Source organism: Bradyrhizobium sp. 40 (genome assembly GCF_023100925.1).
Classification (GTDB): domain Bacteria; phylum Pseudomonadota; class Alphaproteobacteria; order Rhizobiales; family Xanthobacteraceae; genus Bradyrhizobium.
Genome location: NZ_CP064688.1, coordinates 346921 through 365029, shown reverse-complemented (window position 1 = coordinate 365029; position 18109 = coordinate 346921). Strand labels below are relative to the sequence as shown.

The window sequence follows — 18109 nt, the reverse complement described above, 5'->3', positions numbered from 1 at the left end:
TCGGCAGGCGATATGAATGGGTTCGCTGGCGATGGATGCTGGCGGTGGGGAACGCGTCTTTTGTTGAACGCGACGGTCGACAAACATCGGCAGGGATCAAGCCGCTCTTGCGTGCGGTTGCGCGCAAGCGATGTGAACCGCTGTCATCAGGTCACTCTCGGCAATCAGTAATGCGTGCAACCTTTAGGGCTGGAATTAAAGGCAGGACATGAGAAACGGTCAGAACAAGCAGCGGATGCGCAACCGCAACAATAATAATAATAACAATAACAACAATAATAACCGGCGCGGCCAGAACCCGATGACCCGGGTCTACGAGTCCAACGGACCCGACATCAAGATCCGCGGCACGGCTTCGCATATTGCTGAAAAATATCTCCAGCTCGCGCGCGACGCGCGCTCCTCCGGAGACCCCGTTGCGGCCGAGAACTACTACCAGCATGCCGAGCATTATTTTCGCCTGATCGCGACGGCTCAGGAGCAGTTCCGGCAGAACCAGCAGCCGCGCGGCGATGAGCCCATCAACAGCAGCGGCGACGACGGCGAGGACGACGGCGAGAATTTCTCGAATTTCGGCCAGGAGCCGGGGTTTGTCCCACAGCCACCACCGCCGCCCTTCACGCGCGACCGCGACGGCCCGCGCGATCATCAGCCGCGTGATCATCAGCCCCGCGACAACCACTATCAGCGCGACAATCAGCAGCCGCGCGAGCATCGCGAACGCGACCATCGTCCGCAGCCGCAATATCAGCCCCAGCCGCAACCGCTGCCGCTGAACCAGCCCCAGCCCGTCGTCGCCGACGCGGTCAGCGTCGATCGTCTGCCGTCCTTCATCACCGGTCCGCAGCCGCAGGTGAACAGTGGCGCGCCCGGCCAGGCCGGCTTCGAAGGTGCTGGTGGTGGCGAGCGCTTTCCGCGGCGGCGCCGCCGCCCGAATGGCCCGCGCCCCGAGCGCGAAGCCGCTCCGGCCGCCTCGAGCGACGAAGTGGCCCCCGGCGAGTAAACCTTTCGCCGGACATCCTTCGCCAGATACCCTGACCTGAATCGTCCCGGCATGTCCGGGACGATTTGTTTTTAGCCGCGCGTCGCCGTCGTCGATGACGGCACCAGCACCGGCTTCGCCAGTGAGGGAATCAGCCGCGCCCGCTCGCGCTTGGCGGGGATCGCGCGGTAGACCTGCTTGGTCGCCTCAACGATGTGCACGCCGGCAAAGGGCAGCGACAGCGCCGCGCCGGCGCGCTCCCACATCTGCGCGGATTTCAGCACCCAGCCGCCAGCATAGGGCGGCATGAACAGCGCCTCGCCCCAGGCGGTCGGGGTGAACCAAGTCTGGCGCAACAGATCGGTGATCTGCGAGCGCGAATAGGGCCGGCCGTGACCGAACGGCGTGCTGTCGGTGCGGGTCCACACCCCGCGCCGGTTCGGGATCACCGCAATCACGCGACCGGACGGGGACAGCACGCGCCACGCCTCGCGCAGCAGCGCGGCCGGATCGTCCGACATTTCCAGTGCGTGGACCAGCAGGATGCGATCCACCGCGGCGTCGGGAAGCGGCAGCGAGAACTCGTCCACCAGCGAGGCGAGCGCCGGCCGTCCCGTCGGCCATTTCAGGACGCCCTGGGCCGACGGCATGAAGGCGATGCAGCGCTCCGCGTCCTCGCGGAACAACCCGAGATAGGGCGTGGGATAGCCGAAGCCGAGCACCCGCTGGCCATCGACGCGCGGCCAGCGCTCCCGAATGCCGCGATTGATCATTTGCCGCGCCACAATCCCGAGGCGACGGGAGTAGAACTCGCGGAGGTCGACGACATCAATGGTCATGATCGCAATGTAACATGCACGAGGCGGCCCCGCGCGCGGAATATTGCATTGCCTGCGCAACGTTAACGCCATATTTGTCTGACGGAGCTGAGCGCGATCGGAGATGACATGGCCGCCGAAATTCGTACTTTCACCTGTTTAAACGACAATTTCGGTTACCTGATCCACGATGTGGAAACCAAGGCGACGGCGTCGATCGACGCGCCGGAGGCCGGCCCCATCCTGAAGGCGCTCGAGCGCGAGGGCTGGCAGCTCACCGACATCCTGATCACCCATCATCATGGCGATCATGTCGGCGGGGTCGCCGAACTCAAGCAGAAATACAATTGCCGCGTCGTCGCGCCGCATGACAAGACCACTGAGATCGCAGACGTCGACCTGCGCGTCGCCAACGCCGAAATCGTCAAGGTCGGCAGCTTGTTGGGGCGCGTGCTGGAGACGCCCGGCCACACGCTCGACCACATCTCCTACGTGTTCGACACCGAGAAAGCGCTGTTCGCCGCCGACACGCTATTCTCGATCGGCTGCGGCCGCGTGTTCGAGGGCACCTATCCGATGATGTGGGATTCGCTTCTGAAGCTGCGTGCCCTGCCCGACGACTTCAAGGTCTATTGCGGCCATGAATACACGGCGTCCAACGTCAAGTTCGCGCTGACCGTCGACCCCGACAATGCGGCGCTGCAGGCGCGCGCGGCCGAGGTGGCGAGGCTGCGGGCCGAGAACAAGCCGACCATTCCCTCGCTGCTTGGTGATGAAAAGCGGACAAACGTATTCCTGCGCGCTGATGAACCCTCGATCGCAGCCAGGCTGCACATGAAGGGCGCGGATGCCACCGCGGTGTTCGGCGAGCTGCGCGAGCGCAAGAACAAATCTTGAGGAACAAGTCCTGAAGATCAAATCCTGACGGGAATCGATGCCGACCGCAGCCGAGATCATCGCGCGCCTTGAACTCCGACCGCATCCCGAAGGCGGGCACTATCGCGAGACGTTTCGCGATCAGACCACCGACACCAACGGCCGCGCGCGCTCGACGCTGATCTACTTCCTGCTGGCGCGCGGCGAGCGTTCGCACTGGCACCGCATCGATGCGGTCGAGAGCTGGCACTATTACGCCGGCAGCCCGCTGACGCTGCGCATCGCCCATGACGGCTGCTCCCAGCACGAGGTGCGGCTCGGCGCGGACCTGTTGAACGGCGAGCGGCCACAGGCGATCGTGCCGGCGGATGCCTGGCAGACGGCGGAGACCACCGGCGAGTGGACCCTGGTCGGCTGCACTGTGGCGCCGGCCTTCGAGTTCGCGAAGTTCGAGCTCGCGCCCAAGGGCTGGGAGCCCTAAGGCCCCGTCGCTTCGGCTTGCGCCGGCAATGACGCTACCGCTTTCGCAGCACCATGTCCTTCGCGGCTATCAGGCCGCCGCCGGCGATCAGGATCGCCGCGATGGTGATATTGGCGCTGGCATTGGCGAATCCGGCGGCGATGAGGAAGCCGGTCGAGAGTAGCGGCGTCGCGTAGGACGCGGCGCCGAGCACGCGGATGTCGCCGCGCTTCATGCCGATGTCCCAGGCGTAGAACGCAGCACCGACCGGACCGATGCCGAGCGCGATCACGGAGAGCCATTGCAAGGTCGTGTCCGGCCACACCGTGGTTTCGAGCAGTCCATGCATCAGCGCGGCGAGCACCGCGGTGGCGAGGCAAAATCCCGCGACCGCATCGGTCGGCACCGCCTTCAATCGCCGCGACAACACCGAATAGGTCGCCCACACGAACGCTGCGATGAAGGCCGCGGCCAATCCCGGCAATTGACCCTGCGTGAAGCCGGAGGTGTTCCCAGCGAACAGCAGCACGGTGCCGACGAGGCCGAGCACGGCGCCCACGACGTGATGCACGGCAAGCCGCTCGCCCGGCAGGAACGACGAGAACAGCACGATCAGGAGCGGCCACAGATAATTCAGCAGGCCGGCTTCAGCCGGCGGCGCAAAGCGCAGCGCGAGGAAATACAGCGCGTGATAGCCGAACAATCCGCCGACACCGACGGTCCACACGGCCAGCGGCTGACGCAGGCTTTTGGCCGCCTCGCCGCGGCCGATCCAGGTGAGCAGGCCGACGAGACCGCCGATTGCGAACGTCATCGCGGCCAGCTGGAACGCCGGGATCTTTCCGGTCGCCACCGTCATCACCGACAGCAGCGACCACATCAGGATCGCGGTCAATCCGATCAGCGTTGCCGTGCGGGGAGTCATCGATCAAAGGCTCTGAGGACGTTTATGCCCGGCACGAGGCCGGGCATTTTCGTCTTCACTATCGCCTTGTCGCGCCTGAAGCTACAGGCATTTGGCTCAGCGACGTTCAGCGGAGAGAATTGGCGCCATCAGGCCTGATATTGGCCGCCATTGATGGTCAGCGTCGAGCCGGTGATGAAGCCGGCCTCGTCCGCCGCCAGGAACACGACCGCGCGCGCGATCTCTTCCGGTTCGCCGAGCCGATTGACCGGGATCTGCGGGATCACGTTCTTTTCCAGGACCTCCTTCGGCACGGCCTGCACCATTTCGGTGTTGATGTAGCCGGGGCAGATCGCGTTGACGGTGATGCCGCCCTTGGCGTTCTCGAGCGCGAGTGCCTTGGTGAAGCCGATGTCACCGGCCTTTGCCGCGGAATAGTTGACCTGGCCGAACTGTCCCTTTTGGCCGTTGATCGACGAGATCGAGATGATGCGACCGAACTTGCGCGCACGCATGCCTTCAATGACTGGACGCGTCATGTTGAACAGCGAACCGAGGTTGGTATTGATGACGGCGTTCCACTGCTCGAGCGTCATCTTGTGAAAGGCGGTGTCGCGGGTAATGCCGGCATTGTTGACGAGCACGTCGATCGGGCCGATCTCGGCCTCGACCTTCTTCACGCCCTCGGCGCAAGCATCGAAACTGCTGACGTCCCATTTGTAGACGGCGATGCCGGTCTCGGCCTTGAACTTCTCCGCCGCGGTGTCGTTGCCGGCATAGCTCGCCGCCACCTTGTAGCCGGCCGCCTTCAGCGCCTTGCTGATCGCAGCTCCGATGCCCCGCGTACCACCCGTCACCAATGCAACACGTGCCATATCGTATTTCCTTCCCTTGGACTCTTCGGACGTTTCTGAGTGATCGTTTTTAAGCGCGGATTATGGGGCACGTTTGACGGACATCAAGAACAAAACGCCCGGCGTCGAGCCGGGCGTTTCTCTTTAGTCGAGGCTTGTACGGTTGCGAAGAATATTTGATTTGCAACCGCCGCCTTTTTAATCGCGTGCAACGCACTCAGTCACGTGTGCAGCGCACGCGCAAATGACGCGGCAAATATCTTCAGTCGCGCGCCACACACATCGCGATACCCATGCCGCCGCCGATGCACAGCGTGGCGAGACCCTTCTTTGAATCCCGCTTCTGCATTTCGTGGAGCAGCGTCACCAGAACGCGCGCGCCGGAGGCACCGACCGGATGGCCGATCGCGATCGCGCCGCCGTTGACGTTGACCTTGGAGGTATCCCAGCCGAGATCCTTGTTGACGGCACAGGCCTGCGCCGCGAAGGCTTCGTTGGCCTCGATCAAGTCGAGATCGCCGACATTCCAGCCGGCCTTCTTCAGCGCGGCACGCGAGGCCGGGATCGGGCCCGAGCCCATGATCTTCGGATCGACGCCGGCCTGCGCCCAGGACACGATGCGCGCGAGCGGCTTCTTGCCTTCCTTGGCAGCCTGCTTGGCGGTCATCAGCACCACGACCGCAGCGCCGTCATTGATACCCGACGCAGAGCCCGCGGTGACCGTGCCGTCCTTCTCGAAGGCCGGACGGAGCTTCGCCATCGCGTCGACCGTTGCGCCATGGCGCGGATATTCGTCGGCGCTGACGACGACATCGCCCTTGCGTCCCTTGATGGTGACGGGAACGATTTCGTCGTTGAATCTACCGGCCTTCTGCGCGGCTTCGGCCTTCTGCTGCGAGGCGACCGCGAACTCATCCTGCTGGGCGCGGGTGATCTGCCACTGCCGCGCGACGTTCTCGGCGGTGTTGCCCATGTGATAGCCGTTGAAGGCGTCCCACAGACCGTCCTTGATCATGGTGTCGATGAATTCGACTGCACCCATCTTGACGCCGCCACGCAGGTACTGGGCGTGCGGAGCCATGCTCATGGATTCCTGGCCCCCGGCGACCACGATCTCGGAATCGCCGTTGAGCAGTGCCTGATAGCCGAGCGCAACGGTGCGCAGGCCCGAGCCGCAGAGCTGGTTGACGCCCCAGGCCGGGCTCTCGACCGGAATGCCGGCATTGATCGAGGCCTGGCGGGCCGGGTTCTGACCCTGGGCGGCGGTCAGGATCTGGCCCATGATGACTTCGGAGACCCGGCCGGGCTCGATGCCGCCGCGCTCCAGCGCGGCCTTGATGGCGATGGCGCCGAGATCATGGGCGGGAAGGGTTGCGAACGCTCCGTTGAAGCTTCCGACCGGGGTGCGGGCGGCGCTGACGATGACGACATCGTCTGACATGGGCATCTCCTGGGTTGAATGGGGGCAGACGGGGCTGGGGAAACGGCTCGCCAGTCTCGGACGGCATCCTGTTAACGTCGTTGAGGCATGTCAATCGGCCGACGGCCGAATTCATCCCGCAGCGCATTCAAAATAGCGTTCTTGGCGCTTTCGCAAGCACGTTTTTGCTGCCCGATTAACCGTGGCGCACAAAACGGTAGCGTGACCCCTTTGAAAATGCTTATTTTGTTGCGTTGCGTACTCTTCCCGCCCTGCGGCATAGCCCGTCAGGTTCCCGTTCTCCGCGCTTGCAAGTGAGAGCCCATGGCGAAATCAGACCAACCCACCACCATCAAGAAATACGCGAACCGCCGGCTCTATAACACCGGGACGAGCACTTACGTGACGCTGGAAGACCTCGCCTCCATGGTCAAGGACGGCGAAGATTTCCTGGTCTACGACGCCAAGACCGGCGACGACATCACCCGCTCCGTACTTGCCCAGATCATCTTCGAGCAGGAGAACAAGGCCGGCCAGAACCTGCTCCCGACCACTTTCCTGCGCCAGCTCATCCGCTTCTACGGCGACAGCATGCAGATGGTGGTGCCGAAATATCTGGAGCAGGCCATCGCGTCGCTCACGCAGGAGCAGGAGAAGTTCCGCAAGCAGATCGCCACCTCGCTGTCCGGGACCCCGTTTGCGCCGCTGGAGGAACAGGTTCGCCGCAACATGGAGCTGTTCCAGCAGACCTTCTCGATGTTCAAGCCTTTCGCGCCCGGCGCAGGCCGCCCCGCCGGCTCCGCGGAGCCGGCGCCCGAGCCGACCGCAGAAGCCCCGAAGGACAGCAATATCGACGATCTGCGCCAGCAGATGAAGGACATGCAGGAACGCCTCGAGCGGATGTCGAAGAAGGACGAGTAGGTCCTCTCGTTCGCGCTCGCGTCGCGAGCGCCGCGGCCCGCTGATTTCCTCAGCAGTCCCCCACCTCGTCATTGCGAGCGCAGCGAAGCAATCCAGAATCCCTCCGCGGAGGCAGCCTGGATTGCTTCGCTTTGCTCGCAATGACGGGGAAACTGCGGAAGCTATGCCGCCAGCTTCACCGCGTGGGCAAAGTCCCAATAGAGCTTGCGCGCGCGGGTGTAGAGCGGGCCCGGCTGCAGCTCGCGATCGTCGATGCGGATCACCGGCGCGACTTTCGCGAAATTGCCCGTGGAAAAGATCTCGTCTGCGGCGAGGAAGTCGGCATAGCGCAGCGTCTTCTCGACCACGGTGACGCCGTCGGCGCGAAGCAGGCTGATGACGCGCTGGCGGGTGATGCCGTTGAGGAAGGTGCCGTTCGGCACCGGCGTGTAGACCACGCCGTCCTTGGCCATGAACACGTTGGAATTGCCGAACTCCGCGACGTTGCCGAGCATGTCGAGCATCAGCGCGTTCTGGAAGCCGCGCGAGGCGGCTTCGGCAAGCGCGCGCGAATTGTGGGCCTGCGGAACGGCGACAGCGTGATCGCGTTGCCGACCGGCTTTGGCATCGGCGCCTCGTAGATGCACAGGCACCAATCGGTGGTCTCGGGATCGAACAGCACGCCGCCGCCCGTGCCGTTCCGCGCCCAGTACATCGGACGGACGTAGAGCTCGGCATTCGGCGCGAAGCGTGCGATGCCCTCGTTTGCGAGTGTCAGCCAGGTCCCGGTATCGACCAGCGGCTTCAGGCCAAAGCTGATCGCGGATTGATTGGCGCGGGCGACGTGACGGTCGAGATCGGGCGCGACGCCTTCGAACGCCCGCGCACCGTCGAACACGACGGAGCCGAGCCAGGCCGCATGCGTGCGCGGACCCATGATCGGCACATTGCCGTCATGCCATTTGCCCTCAAAGAAGGTCCAGCTCGGCGAATAAGCGATGGGCTTTTTGATCTCGGCCATGACCGGCCTCTCCCTTGGCGTGGCGCCGCATTATAGCGCCACTATTGGGCGCAATTTCTAAATGATTCCCTGCGGGAAAATGGTGAGTTACCCTCCCGGAAGGGGAAAGGAAGCACCATGCCGCTCGATCCGCTCGCAAAGCGTTTGTTGACCATGATGGCTGCGGCTGCGCCGCAGGCACGGAGCCGGCCCAGCGTGGAGGCACGGCGGCAATCATTGGCAAAGCTGATGCAGTTTGCGCGCGCCGATGCGCCTGACGTGACGACGTCCGACGGCATGCTGCCTGGTCCCGGCGGCGCGCTGCCCTATCGCCTCTATTCACCCGCAGGCGCCGACGATCGCGCGCCCGGCTTCGTGTTCTTTCACGGCGGCGGGCTCGTTGCCGGCAGCATCGCCACGCATGACCGCATCGCGGCGGCGCTGGCACATGCGACCGGCTGCCGTCTCGTCTCGGTCGATTACCGGCTGGCACCCGAGCACAAATTCCCCGCTGCCGTGGACGATGCGATCGCTGCCACCGAATGGGTGGCGCGCGAGGCCGCATCGCTCGGCATCGACCCCGGGCGTCTGGTGCTCGGCGGCGATTCCGCCGGTGCAACGCTCGCTGCGATCGTGTGCCAGGAGGCGGCGCAGGCCGCGGGCCTTTCCATCGTCGCGCAATGCCTGATCTGCCCGGTGCTGGATTTCGAGGAGGCCTCGCCTTCGCGCGAGGCATTCGCCGAGGGCCACCTGATCGACCGCGTCACGATCGAAGCCGATCTCGCCGATTATCTGCCCGAGGACCTGGATGCCGCCGATCCGCGCATCTCGCCCTTGCGCGCGACACGGCTTGCGGACCTGCCGACCGCCATCATCCACACCGCCGAGTACGACCCGATGCGCGACGAGGGCAATGCCTATGCGCGCAAGCTGCTCGCCGCGGGCGTCACGGTCGAGCACGTCTGCCACGAGGGCATGGTTCACAATTTCCACGCCATGGGTGCCATCCTGCCGCAGGCGCAGCTCGTGCTGTCGCAGATCGGTGAGCAGGTCAGGCGGGCGGTGGGGACGTGAAACACCTCGTGTTGCCGTCTCCCGCAACGGGAGAGGAAAGAGAATGCCTCACGCTCTCGCCGCGATGACGGAACGCGCCGCCGCGACGTAGTTTGGCCAATGCGCGTCCGCATAACGCTCGGCCTGTCGCACGCAGGTGACGTCGGGCGCATGCGCAGCTGCGATCATGCGCGCAAAGCGCTCTTCGGCGACCGTCACGTCATCGGCCGCGATCGAGGGCGCGGCTCCAGCGGCGGTCGGCGCAACGGCGAATCCCGCCAGTCCGGCGAGCAGGATGCGGCGTGACGTGTCCATGGCTATAGTTCTCCATTGTCCGGCCTGCACTCTGGCGCGGATTGTGTCCGTGCGGTCACGGCAACGTACCTGCGTGCATTCGCACCGTCCACCGATTGCGGACACCGCTTGACCACGCGGGCGATCACATTCCATCCAACAGGCAGTTCCGCCGTCAGGGCAAACGCGTGACGTTGCGGACGCCGCTCTACGCGGTGCGCGGCTGACTGCGGACCGTGGTGGATTTTCCGTAAAGCGGAGCGTCCGCATTTTCACGCATATCGGAGCAAGGCCGCTCCCGCTCATCGTTGATGATGAAGGGCTTTTCGCGTTCTCCGCTGACGTAAACGACGCCGGATGCGTGAACCAATTGTTAGCCCTCTCGCGCAATCGCCCACCGCCTTACCTTTCGGCAAATAAGCTTGCGGCAAACTGAGCCAATTCCGCTTGGGAGGTTGGGAATGCCCCGCTTGGTATCGGAACGAACGTTCCTCGCCGGCCAGATCTTCTTCAACTTCGGTCAGTCGACGATCGATTGCGTCGTGCGCCGGATGTCCGAAGACGGCGCGACGCTGGAGATGCAGAGCAGCCTCGGCGTGCCCGATCGGTTCCAGCTCCGGCTCGCAGGCCAGGAGATCCTCTCCTGCCGTGTGCTCTGGCGGTCGGACCGTCAGGTCGGGGTTGCGCTCGGAGCGGAAGATCATGTCGATCCGAAGGCCGTGGACGAGCAGGAGCGGGGGACCGATTCGCTGATACGCGGACAGATGCTGGCGCTTCGCGCGGCACTCGATTTCGTCCCACTGGGCATCGTGCTGCTGGATGCCAATCTCCGCGCGCAATTGATCAATCGGGCGTTCCGGCAGATGTGGCTGTTGCCGGATGAAGTCGCCAACAGCAACCCGTCATTTGTGACGCTGATGCATCATGGCCGCGATACGCTCGCCTACGAGATTCCGCCGGCCGAGCTGGAGGCTTATGTCGCGGAGCGCGTCCGTCAAATACAGGTAGGCGATGCGTCGCCGCGCGACCTGCGCCGTACCAGCGGCGACGTCGTTCGGATGCAATGCACGCCTCTGCCCAACGGCGGGCGGATGCTGACCTATACGCCGGTCACCGACATCGTGCGCTACTCCGACGAGCTGAAATTGCTGCGCGACGCCCTCGAGAACGTCGAGGACGGCGTGCTGCTGCTCGACCGCGACCTGAACGCCAGCTTCATGAACCGGCGCATGCGGCGGTTCTGGGAGGTGAGCGAACAGGAAGCCGCCGCCCGCCCGACCTATGCATCGTTGGTGAGCCGGGTGCACCGTGCGAGCGCGCCCGATCTGCCGGCGAACGAACTGGCGAAATTTCCCGTCAAGCGCGTCGCCGAAGTCAAGGCGGGCGATCATGTGCGCGACCTCCAGACGCCGGATGCGCGGCGGATCAGGGCCCACTGCACCACGATGTCGAACGGCGGCCGCATGCTGACCTATGTCGATATTACCGATCTCACCAACAAGGCCAACATGCTGGAGCGCCTGGCCACTACCGACCCGCTCACGGGCCTCTATAATCGCCGCCATTTGCTGGGCTCGCTCGACGCAGAATGGAGCCGCTTCCAGCGCTACTACCGCTCCGTTTCGGTCCTGATGCTCGACATCGACCATTTCAAGTCTGTCAACGACCGCTATGGTCACGCGGTCGGAGACGAAGCGATCAAGGCCGTGGCGGCCGCATGCCTCGATGGCAAGCGCAAATCGGACGTCGTCGGCCGCTTCGGCGGCGAGGAGTTCGCGATTCTGCTGCCCGAAACCAGCCTGTCGCGTGCAAGAATCGTCGCCGAGAGGATCCGCAAACGCGTGATGAGCGCACAGATCGCCGCCGACCAAATTCAGTTCGGCGTCACCGTGAGCATCGGCATTGCGGAAGCAAGTGTCAGCATGTCCGGCATCGACGCCTTGATGAGCGCGGCCGATCACGCGGTCTACCAGGCGAAGGCCGAAGGTCGCAATCGCTGTATTGCCTGGTCGCCTCCGCCGCCCATGAACAAGGCGGCGGAGTGATCGCACCGCAGATCTAGTCCGGCACCGGCACGTCGAACGTGTTCAGCGTGACCGACACCATGCAGTAAACGCCGACGAGATAGGACAGTTCGGCCGCACCGTGCTCGCCGAATTCCTTGACCGCGGCCCGATAAGTCAGTTCCGGCAGCACGCCGCCGCTGACCAATGCGGACGCCACGTCGTAGGCGACGGCCTCCTGCTTGGTGAGATCGACCGGCCGCTGTCCGGCGACGATGGTCGCGAGCTTCTCGTCGGAGAGGCCGCGCTGCTCGGCGACCAGCACATGCGCATAGAGCTCGTAGCCGGAGCGGAAATGCGAGCCGGTGACGAGGATCGCGACCTCACGCACTGGCGCCGGCAGCAGCGGGTTCGCGGCGATCCCCTTGACCAGCTCCCACACCGGCTTGCCGAAGCGCGGCTCACGGATCCAGGGATTCCAGGGCCCGAGCAGCGCGCCATCGTCGCGCATGTTCACAAAGCCCTTGAAGTGATCCTTGATGCCCGCTCGCATGTCGTCATAGAGCGGCTTCTGTTCGGCACTCAGGTCTTTCGGGTCGAGAATGGGAAGGCGCACGGCAGGTCTCCTCGTTGAGAAGCCGCGAAACTCGCCCGCAGGCGCGCGCAAGGCAAGTGAAGTTGCCGTGACGGCCGTGCAATCTTGCAATGGCAGGGAAGCGCCAGCTATCAGGCCTCAGGATTTCGCAAGTTCTGCGGATTCATTACGTCTTCGAACTCAAGCGCCAGTGGCTGCGCTGTATCGAGGAACGACGACAAGGCCGCCTCGAACGGCGCTGGATCGAGTCCGCGCGCTTTCAGCCAGGCGGGCTCATAATAGGTCTGCCGGTAGCGCTCGCCGGAATCGCAGATCAGCGTCACCAGCGATCCCGTCTGATTCGCCTTTCGCATGTCCGAGGCGAGCCGGCACAGCGCCAGGAAATTGGTGCCGGTCGAGCCCCCCACCGCGCGGCGCAGCCGGCGCGACAGCACGTTCATCGCCGCGATCGTCGCCGCATCCGAGATCTTCATCATGCGGTCGACCACGCCCGGCACGAAGGAAGGCTCGCAGCGTGGCCGCCCGACACCTTCGATCAGCGAGGGGCGGTCGCAAACATGGGAGCGGTCCTGCGAGCTGAAGCAGTCGAAGAAAGCGGAATGCTCGACATCGGCGACGCACAGCCGCGTCGGATATTGGCGATAACGCAAATAGCGTCCGATGGTGGCCGAGGTGCCGCCGGTGCCCGCGCCCATCACGATCCAGTCCGGCAGCGGGCGCGGCTCGCCCTGCAATTGCGTGAAGATGGATTCGGCGATGTTGTTGTTGCCGCGCCAGTCGGTGGCGCGCTCCGCGAAGGTGAACTGGTCCATGTAGTGGCCGCCCAGCCGTGTGGCCAGCGCGCCGGCCTTCGCATACAGCGCGCGGCCGTCGTCGATCAGATGGCAGTTACCGCCGTAATGCTCGATTGCGGCGATCTTCTCCGCCGAGGTCGTGCGCGGCATCACGGCGTAGAAGGGCACGCCGATCATCTGCGCGAAATAGGCTTCCGACACCGCGGTCGATCCCGACGACGCCTCGACGACAGGCGTGCCTTCGCGGATGTGGCCGTTGCAGAGCGCGTAAAGGAAGAGCGAGCGCGCGAGCCGGTGCTTCAGGCTACCGGTCGGATGCGTGGACTCATCTTTCAGATAGATGTCGATGCCAGCGAGCGCCGGCACGATCAGCCGGATCAGATGCGTGTCGGCCGTGCGGCACTGGTCGGCCTCGATCGCGGCGACCGCCTCGTCGACCCAACCGCGCCGATAGGCCGGTCCGGCCGGATTGAGGTGGCGGAAGGGAAATGGCTGCATCACCTGAATCTCTCATGATGCGGATCGCGCATCAATAGCTTCCGCTCAAAACTCCAGCGGCGCGTTGTCGACGACTTCCTTCATCACGAAGAAGGTGCGGGTCTGGCGCACGCCGGGCAGTGCGATCAGTTGCTCGCCATGGATACGATTGAAGTCCTCCATGTCGCCGACGCGGATCTTGAGGAAATAGTCGAAGTCGCCGGCGACGAGGTGACAGTCGAGCACGAATTTCAGCCTGGTGATCGCCTGCTCGAAGATCGCAAAGCTCTCCGGCGTCGAACGGTCGAGCACGACCCCGACCATCACCAGCGTGCCCTTTGCCACCTTCTTCGGCGCGATCATGGCGCGGACGGCGGCGATGAAGCCGTGCTCGAACAGGCGCTGGGTGCGGCGATGGCAGGTGGCGGGACTGATGGCGACGGTTTCGGCCAGCTCGGCGTTGCTCAGCCGGCCGTTATTTTGCAGCAATCTCAATATCTTAAGGTCGATACGGTCAAGACGAGCAGACATGGAAGGATCTTCCGTACATGGTCCCGATTTCGAAAGGAATACTAAAGACTTTGTCAATCATCGCAAGACAACCCGCAATAGAGGCGCAGCATATGAAAGCACCTTCTGGAAGAGCGATGCTACCATCTTTGGAGACATTAACGCCAATCGGGATGACCTGACGATGCTCGAAAAATTCGCGCGCTATCCGCTGACCTTTGGTCCGACGCCCATCGAGAAGCTGGAGCGGCTGTCAAAGCATCTCGGCGGCAACGTCGAGGTCTATGCCAAGCGCGAGGACTGCAATTCCGGGCTCGCTTATGGCGGCAACAAGCTGCGCAAGCTCGAATACATCATCCCCGACGCGATCGCCTCGAACGCCGACACGCTGGTCTCGATCGGCGGCGTGCAGTCCAACCACACCCGCATGATCGCGGCGGTCGCGGCCAAGATCGGCATGAAGTGCCGCCTCGTGCAGGAGGCCTGGGTGCCGCACGAGGATGCCGTCTATGACCGCGTCGGCAACATCATGCTGTCGCGCATCATGGGTGCCGACGTGCGCCTGGTCGACGACGGCTTCGACATCGGTATCCGCAAGAGCTGGGAGGAGGCGATCAAGGAGGTGAAGGCGGCGGGCGGCAAGCCCTATGCGATTCCCGCCGGCGCCTCCGTGCATAAATTCGGCGGCCTCGGCTATGTCGGCTTCGCCGAGGAAGTGCGCAAGCAGGAAACCGAACTTGGCTTCAAGTTCGACTACATCGTGGTCTGCACCGTCACCGGCTCCACCCATGCCGGCATGCTGGTCGGCTTCGCCGCCGATGGCCGCGCGCGAAAGGTGATCGGCATCGACGCGTCCTTCACCCCGGCGCAGACCAAGGCGCAGGTACTCTCGATCGCGCAGAACACGGCCAAGCTCGTCGAGCTCGGCCAGGATCTCGTCGCCGACGACGTCGTGCTGATCGAGGATTATGCTTATCCCGCCTATGGCGTGCCGTCGGAAGAGACCAAGGAGGCGATCCGCCTCACCGCGCGTCTCGAAGCCATGATCACCGATCCCGTCTACGAGGGCAAGTCGATGCAGGGCCTGATCGATCTCACGCAGAAGGGCTATTTCGAGAAGGGCGCGAAGATCCTCTACGCCCATCTCGGCGGCGCGCCGGCGCTGAACGGCTACGGGTATGCGTTCCGGAACGGCTGAGGTCGGTAGCCCGGATGGAGCGCAGCGCAATCCGGGGTACGAACCGAGCCCCTACCGCGTCCTGACAATCTGCAGCAGCTCTTCGCCGTAGTGCTCGAGCTTCTTGTCGCCGATGCCGGGCACATTGCGCAGCTCGTCCATCGTGGTCGGCCATGCGCGAACGATGCCGTCGATGGTGGCGTCGTGCAGCACCACGTAGGCCGGCACGCCACGTTCGCGGGCAATGTCGGAGCGCCAAGCTCTTAGCCGCGTGCGCAATTCAGGATCGACATCGCCCTGCGGCGCACCGGCCGCCGGCGCCAGATCACCGCGGCGGGACTTGGCGCGGCTCGAACGGATCCGGGTGCCGGGCGCTTCCTCGCGCAGCCACACTTCCGTTTCGCCCCGCAGCACGCTGCGCGACGAATCCGTCAGCTTCAGCGCGCCGAACGCTTCGCTGTCACTCAGCAGATGTCCCATCGCCACGAGCTGCCGCAGCACCGTGCGCCACTGCTTCTCGTTGAGCTCGCGTCCGATGCCGAACACCGTCAGCTTGTCGTGGCCGAACTGCGTCACCTTCTCGGTCAGGCGTCCGATCAGCACGTCGATGAGGTGCATCGCGCCGAAGCGCTGCCCGGTGCGATAGACGCAGGACAGAAGCTTTTGCGCCAGCACCTTGCCGTCGCGCATTTTCGGCGGCGTCAGGCAATTGTCGCAATTGCCGCAGCCCTCGCCCATCACGATCTCGCCGAAATAGGCGAGCAGCCGCCGACGCCGGCAGTGCGGCGTTTCGGCAAGGCCAACGAGCGCATCGAGCTTGCCGATCGAGACCCGCTTGAATTCCTCGGAGCCGCTCGACTCGTCGATCATGCGGCGCTGCTGCACGATGTCCGAGAGACCGTAGGCCATCCAGGCCGCCGACGGCTTGCCGTCACGGCCGGCGCGCCCTGTCTCCTGGTAATAGGCCTCGATGCTCTTGGGCAGATCGAGATGCGCGACGAAGCGCACGTCGGGCTTGTCGATGCCCATGCCGAAGGCAATGGTCGCGACGATGACGATGCCGTCCTCGTTGAGGAAGCGGTCCTGGTTGCGCGAGCGCACGCTGCTGTCGAGCCCGGCGTGATAGGGCAACGCCGCAATGCCGGCGTCGTCGAGCGCGGCGGCGACCTCCTCGACCCGTTTGCGGGACAGGCAATAGACGACGCCCGCATCGCCTGCGTGACGCTCCCGGATGAAATCCTTGAGCTGCGACACCGCGTTGCGCTTGTCGACGATCTCGTAACGGATGTTGGGACGATCGAAGCTGGAGACGAAGTGCGGACTGTCTGCAAGCTGAAGCCGCTCGACGATTTCCTTGCGGGTCAACTCGTCGGCGGTCGCGGTCAGCGCGATGCGCGGCACGTCGGGAAAACGCTCGGCGATGATGGACAGGCCGACATATTCGGGGCGGAAATCATGGCCCCATTGCGAGACGCAATGCGCCTCGTCGATCGCGAACAGCGCCACCTTCGCCCGCGCCAGCAGCGCCAGGCAGCGCGGCGTCACCAGCCGTTCCGGCGCGACATAGAGCAGGTCGAGATCACCCGCGATCAGGCGCCGCTCGATGTCGGAGGCTTCCTGCGGGGTCAGCGACGAGTTCAGCGCGGCGGCGTTGACGCCTGCTTCGAGCATGGCGGCGACCTGGTCGCGCATCAGCGCAATCAAGGGCGACACCACGACACCGCAGCCTTCGCGCAGCAGCGCCGGCAATTGATAGCACAGCGACTTGCCGCCGCCGGTCGGCATCAACACCAGGCAATTGCCGCCGTCCGTGACGTGCCGGATGATCTCGCCCTGCGCGCCGCGGAACCCGGGCAGGCCGAACACCGAACGCAGCACCGACAGCGCATCGCGGCCCTGGGCCGGCGCAGGCAGCGGAGCGGTGGAAGGAGAGGACATGGGCATGTCGGGGTGAGGCCGTGAGATTCGTCACAAGGCCAGTCGCATGACCGCGCAGGCGTGGCAAGACTGTTTGCGGAGCGAACGCGAGTCTTCCCCTCTCCCCTTGTGGGAGAGGGTGGCTCGTCGCGTAGCGGCGAGACGGGTGAGGGATCTCTGTCCCCACATTCGATAGAGATTGCTTCACCGAGGCATACCCCATCCGGCGCCATAGCCGATGCGAAGCATCGGCGTTTTGTTTTAAGAACGGCGGCCGAAGGCCTACGCCACCTTCTCCCACAAGGGGAGAAGGGAAGAGTAAGCTACGCCCCGATCCTTCGCAGCGCTTCCGCGACCGTCACGATCGGCATGTCGCGCTTCCCGGCCGCTTGCAGCGCATGGCGCATCAGGTCCGGCGTGCAACCATATGGGCTCGGCGCGTCGGCGACGTCATGGCCGTAGAAGATCAGCCATCCGCCGCTCTCGACCGCCTCGTCGAAATAGCGATCGACACCCGTCGTATTGATCTCGCGATCGACCAGGGGCGAGGCGCGCAGGAACTGGAGGTCGATGACGTCGCGATTGACGCCGGGAAGGATGCCGCGCGCCGAGCGGAAGGTCTTGGCGAGCTGCGGCTTGCGCCACACCGACGCGATGCCATAGGGGTAAGCGAAATTTTCCAGCGTGATCGAGGAATCGATGCTGCGAAAATGGCTGCGGTTTCGCTCGATCTCGCGGGCCATGGTGGCCTCGTCGAGACCGACCGCACTCAGGTGCGAGAAAGTATGGCAGGCAATCTCGTGTCCGGCCCGGTGAAGCCGCACGATCGCGTCGTTCGACAGACCGTGCCAGTGGTCCGAGGGACGATCGACCAGGCTGCCCGCGAGATAGAAGGTACCGCGGCCGCCATGCTGCTCCAGAAGTCCCGCGCCCTCGCCTGCGGCGCTATCGGGGGCATCGTCGAAAGTGAAGCTCACCATGGGCGCATGCGCGGGCAGCCGGTGCGGCGCGGCGCGGAAATGCCGGGCCAGCCGATTGCTCACGCGTCCCTGGAGTGCCGACCACACGACTCGCA

17 protein-coding genes and 1 pseudogene are annotated in these 18109 nt (G+C 64.4%); 7 read left to right on the top strand and 11 right to left on the bottom strand.

All coding sequences use genetic code 11. The features are described 5' to 3' along the window. Positions 1-208: 208 nt before the first annotated feature. The gene (locus IVB40_RS01685; RefSeq protein ID WP_247432555.1) at positions 209-1003 is read left to right on the top strand and encodes a DUF4167 domain-containing protein; all 795 of its coding nucleotides are present in this window, start codon (positions 209-211) and stop codon (positions 1001-1003) included. A gap of 71 nt (positions 1004-1074) precedes the next feature. On the opposite strand, the gene IVB40_RS01680 is transcribed toward IVB40_RS01685, so the two are convergent. Then, positions 1075-1821, bottom strand: coding sequence for a methyltransferase domain-containing protein (locus IVB40_RS01680; RefSeq protein ID WP_007599158.1), 747 nt, complete (start codon positions 1819-1821; stop codon positions 1075-1077). Positions 1822-1929: 108 nt separating this feature from the next. Between IVB40_RS01680 and gloB the strand changes: the two genes are divergently transcribed. Continuing rightward, positions 1930-2697, top strand: coding sequence for a hydroxyacylglutathione hydrolase (gene gloB, locus IVB40_RS01675; RefSeq protein WP_247817938.1), 768 nt, complete (start codon positions 1930-1932; stop codon positions 2695-2697). Between the two features lie 37 nt (positions 2698-2734). Next, positions 2735-3157 (top strand): cupin domain-containing protein, encoded by a 423-nt coding sequence (locus IVB40_RS01670; protein ID WP_247282948.1) that lies wholly within the window; start codon positions 2735-2737, stop codon positions 3155-3157. A gap of 34 nt (positions 3158-3191) precedes the next feature. Here IVB40_RS01670 and IVB40_RS01665 read toward each other — a convergent pair whose 3' ends face one another. From IVB40_RS01665 to IVB40_RS01655, 3 genes are all read right to left on the bottom strand, one after another. Beyond that, the gene (locus IVB40_RS01665) at positions 3192-4061 is read right to left on the bottom strand and encodes an EamA family transporter (RefSeq protein ID WP_247282946.1); all 870 of its coding nucleotides are present in this window, start codon (positions 4059-4061) and stop codon (positions 3192-3194) included. A 128-nt stretch (positions 4062-4189) separates the two neighbouring features. Beyond that, positions 4190-4915, bottom strand: coding sequence for an acetoacetyl-CoA reductase (gene phbB, locus IVB40_RS01660; RefSeq protein ID WP_247432561.1), 726 nt, complete (start codon positions 4913-4915; stop codon positions 4190-4192). A 241-nt stretch (positions 4916-5156) separates the two neighbouring features. Continuing rightward, positions 5157-6335, bottom strand: a complete 1179-nt coding sequence (locus IVB40_RS01655) for an acetyl-CoA C-acetyltransferase (RefSeq protein WP_027515119.1) — start codon at positions 6333-6335, stop codon at positions 5157-5159. Positions 6336-6638: 303 nt separating this feature from the next. Between IVB40_RS01655 and phaR the strand changes: the two genes are divergently transcribed. After that, entirely contained in the window at positions 6639-7235 is a 597-nt protein-coding gene (gene phaR, locus IVB40_RS01650) for a polyhydroxyalkanoate synthesis repressor PhaR (RefSeq protein WP_027568025.1), read from the top strand. Positions 7236-7396: 161 nt separating this feature from the next. On the opposite strand, the pseudogene IVB40_RS01645 reads toward phaR, so the two are convergent. Next, positions 7397-8151 (bottom strand): annotated as a pseudogene (locus IVB40_RS01645) (branched-chain amino acid aminotransferase). 201 nt (positions 8152-8352) lie between these two features. Here IVB40_RS01645 and IVB40_RS01640 point away from each other — a divergent pair. Beyond that, the gene (locus IVB40_RS01640; RefSeq protein ID WP_247817937.1) at positions 8353-9288 is read left to right on the top strand and encodes an alpha/beta hydrolase; all 936 of its coding nucleotides are present in this window, start codon (positions 8353-8355) and stop codon (positions 9286-9288) included. 48 nt (positions 9289-9336) lie between these two features. Here IVB40_RS01640 and IVB40_RS01635 read toward each other — a convergent pair whose 3' ends face one another. After that, positions 9337-9582 carry a hypothetical protein gene (locus IVB40_RS01635; RefSeq protein WP_027568028.1) on the bottom strand — a complete coding sequence of 82 codons (246 nt, stop codon included), beginning with the start codon at positions 9580-9582 and terminating at the stop codon, positions 9337-9339. 440 nt (positions 9583-10022) lie between these two features. Here IVB40_RS01635 and IVB40_RS01630 point away from each other — a divergent pair, with 440 nt between their 5' ends. Beyond that, positions 10023-11606, top strand: a complete 1584-nt coding sequence (locus IVB40_RS01630) for a sensor domain-containing diguanylate cyclase (RefSeq protein WP_247817936.1) — start codon at positions 10023-10025, stop codon at positions 11604-11606. A 13-nt stretch (positions 11607-11619) separates the two neighbouring features. Here the strand turns inward: IVB40_RS01630 and IVB40_RS01625 are convergent, their stop codons facing one another. The 3 genes from IVB40_RS01625 to IVB40_RS01615 all read right to left on the bottom strand — a co-directional run bounded on the left by IVB40_RS01625 (position 11620) and on the right by IVB40_RS01615 (position 13961). After that, positions 11620-12180, bottom strand: coding sequence for a carboxymuconolactone decarboxylase family protein (locus IVB40_RS01625; RefSeq protein ID WP_247817935.1), 561 nt, complete (start codon positions 12178-12180; stop codon positions 11620-11622). Between the two features lie 110 nt (positions 12181-12290). Next, positions 12291-13451, bottom strand: a complete 1161-nt coding sequence (locus tag IVB40_RS01620; RefSeq protein WP_247817934.1) for a PLP-dependent cysteine synthase family protein — start codon at positions 13449-13451, stop codon at positions 12291-12293. 45 nt (positions 13452-13496) lie between these two features. Beyond that, a complete protein-coding gene (locus IVB40_RS01615) occupies positions 13497-13961 on the bottom strand; it encodes an Lrp/AsnC ligand binding domain-containing protein (protein ID WP_247817933.1) in 465 nt (154 codons plus the stop codon). A 163-nt stretch (positions 13962-14124) separates the two neighbouring features. On the opposite strand from IVB40_RS01615, the gene IVB40_RS01610 reads away from it, so the two are divergent. Further along, a complete protein-coding gene (locus IVB40_RS01610; protein ID WP_247282931.1) occupies positions 14125-15138 on the top strand; it encodes a 1-aminocyclopropane-1-carboxylate deaminase in 1014 nt (337 codons plus the stop codon). A gap of 51 nt (positions 15139-15189) precedes the next feature. Here the strand turns inward: IVB40_RS01610 and recQ are convergent, their stop codons facing one another. Together recQ and IVB40_RS01600 are read right to left on the bottom strand one after the other, a co-directional pair. Further along, complete coding sequence (gene recQ / locus IVB40_RS01605; RefSeq protein WP_247817932.1) at positions 15190-17055, bottom strand: DNA helicase RecQ; 1866 nt, start codon at positions 17053-17055, stop codon at positions 15190-15192. Between the two features lie 302 nt (positions 17056-17357). Further along, positions 17358-18101: a polysaccharide deacetylase family protein gene (locus IVB40_RS01600; RefSeq protein ID WP_346283277.1), complete on the bottom strand. Its 744-nt coding sequence runs from the start codon at positions 18099-18101 to the stop codon at positions 17358-17360. Positions 18102-18109: the final 8 nt, after the last annotated feature.

Bases quoted from the DNA above. Each gene is read 5' to 3' on its own strand.
- IVB40_RS01685 (WP_247432555.1), top strand. From the start codon at position 209: ATGAGAAACGGTCAGAACAAGCAGCGGATGCGCAACCGCAACAATAAT.
- IVB40_RS01680 (WP_007599158.1), bottom strand. From the start codon at position 1,821: ATGACCATTGATGTCGTCGACCTCCGCGAGTTCTACTCCCGTCGCCTC.
- gloB (WP_247817938.1), top strand. From the start codon at position 1,930: ATGGCCGCCGAAATTCGTACTTTCACCTGTTTAAACGACAATTTCGGT.
- IVB40_RS01670 (WP_247282948.1), top strand. From the start codon at position 2,735: ATGCCGACCGCAGCCGAGATCATCGCGCGCCTTGAACTCCGACCGCAT.
- IVB40_RS01665 (WP_247282946.1), bottom strand. From the start codon at position 4,061: ATGACTCCCCGCACGGCAACGCTGATCGGATTGACCGCGATCCTGATG.
- phbB (WP_247432561.1), bottom strand. From the start codon at position 4,915: ATGGCACGTGTTGCATTGGTGACGGGTGGTACGCGGGGCATCGGAGCT.
- IVB40_RS01655 (WP_027515119.1), bottom strand. From the start codon at position 6,335: ATGTCAGACGATGTCGTCATCGTCAGCGCCGCCCGCACCCCGGTCGGA.
- phaR (WP_027568025.1), top strand. From the start codon at position 6,639: ATGGCGAAATCAGACCAACCCACCACCATCAAGAAATACGCGAACCGC.
- IVB40_RS01640 (WP_247817937.1), top strand. From the start codon at position 8,353: ATGCCGCTCGATCCGCTCGCAAAGCGTTTGTTGACCATGATGGCTGCG.
- IVB40_RS01635 (WP_027568028.1), bottom strand. From the start codon at position 9,582: ATGGACACGTCACGCCGCATCCTGCTCGCCGGACTGGCGGGATTCGCC.
- IVB40_RS01630 (WP_247817936.1), top strand. From the start codon at position 10,023: ATGCCCCGCTTGGTATCGGAACGAACGTTCCTCGCCGGCCAGATCTTC.
- IVB40_RS01620 (WP_247817934.1), bottom strand. From the start codon at position 13,451: ATGCAGCCATTTCCCTTCCGCCACCTCAATCCGGCCGGACCGGCCTAT.
- IVB40_RS01615 (WP_247817933.1), bottom strand. From the start codon at position 13,961: ATGTCTGCTCGTCTTGACCGTATCGACCTTAAGATATTGAGATTGCTG.
- IVB40_RS01610 (WP_247282931.1), top strand. From the start codon at position 14,125: ATGCTCGAAAAATTCGCGCGCTATCCGCTGACCTTTGGTCCGACGCCC.
- recQ (WP_247817932.1), bottom strand. From the start codon at position 17,055: ATGTCCTCTCCTTCCACCGCTCCGCTGCCTGCGCCGGCCCAGGGCCGC.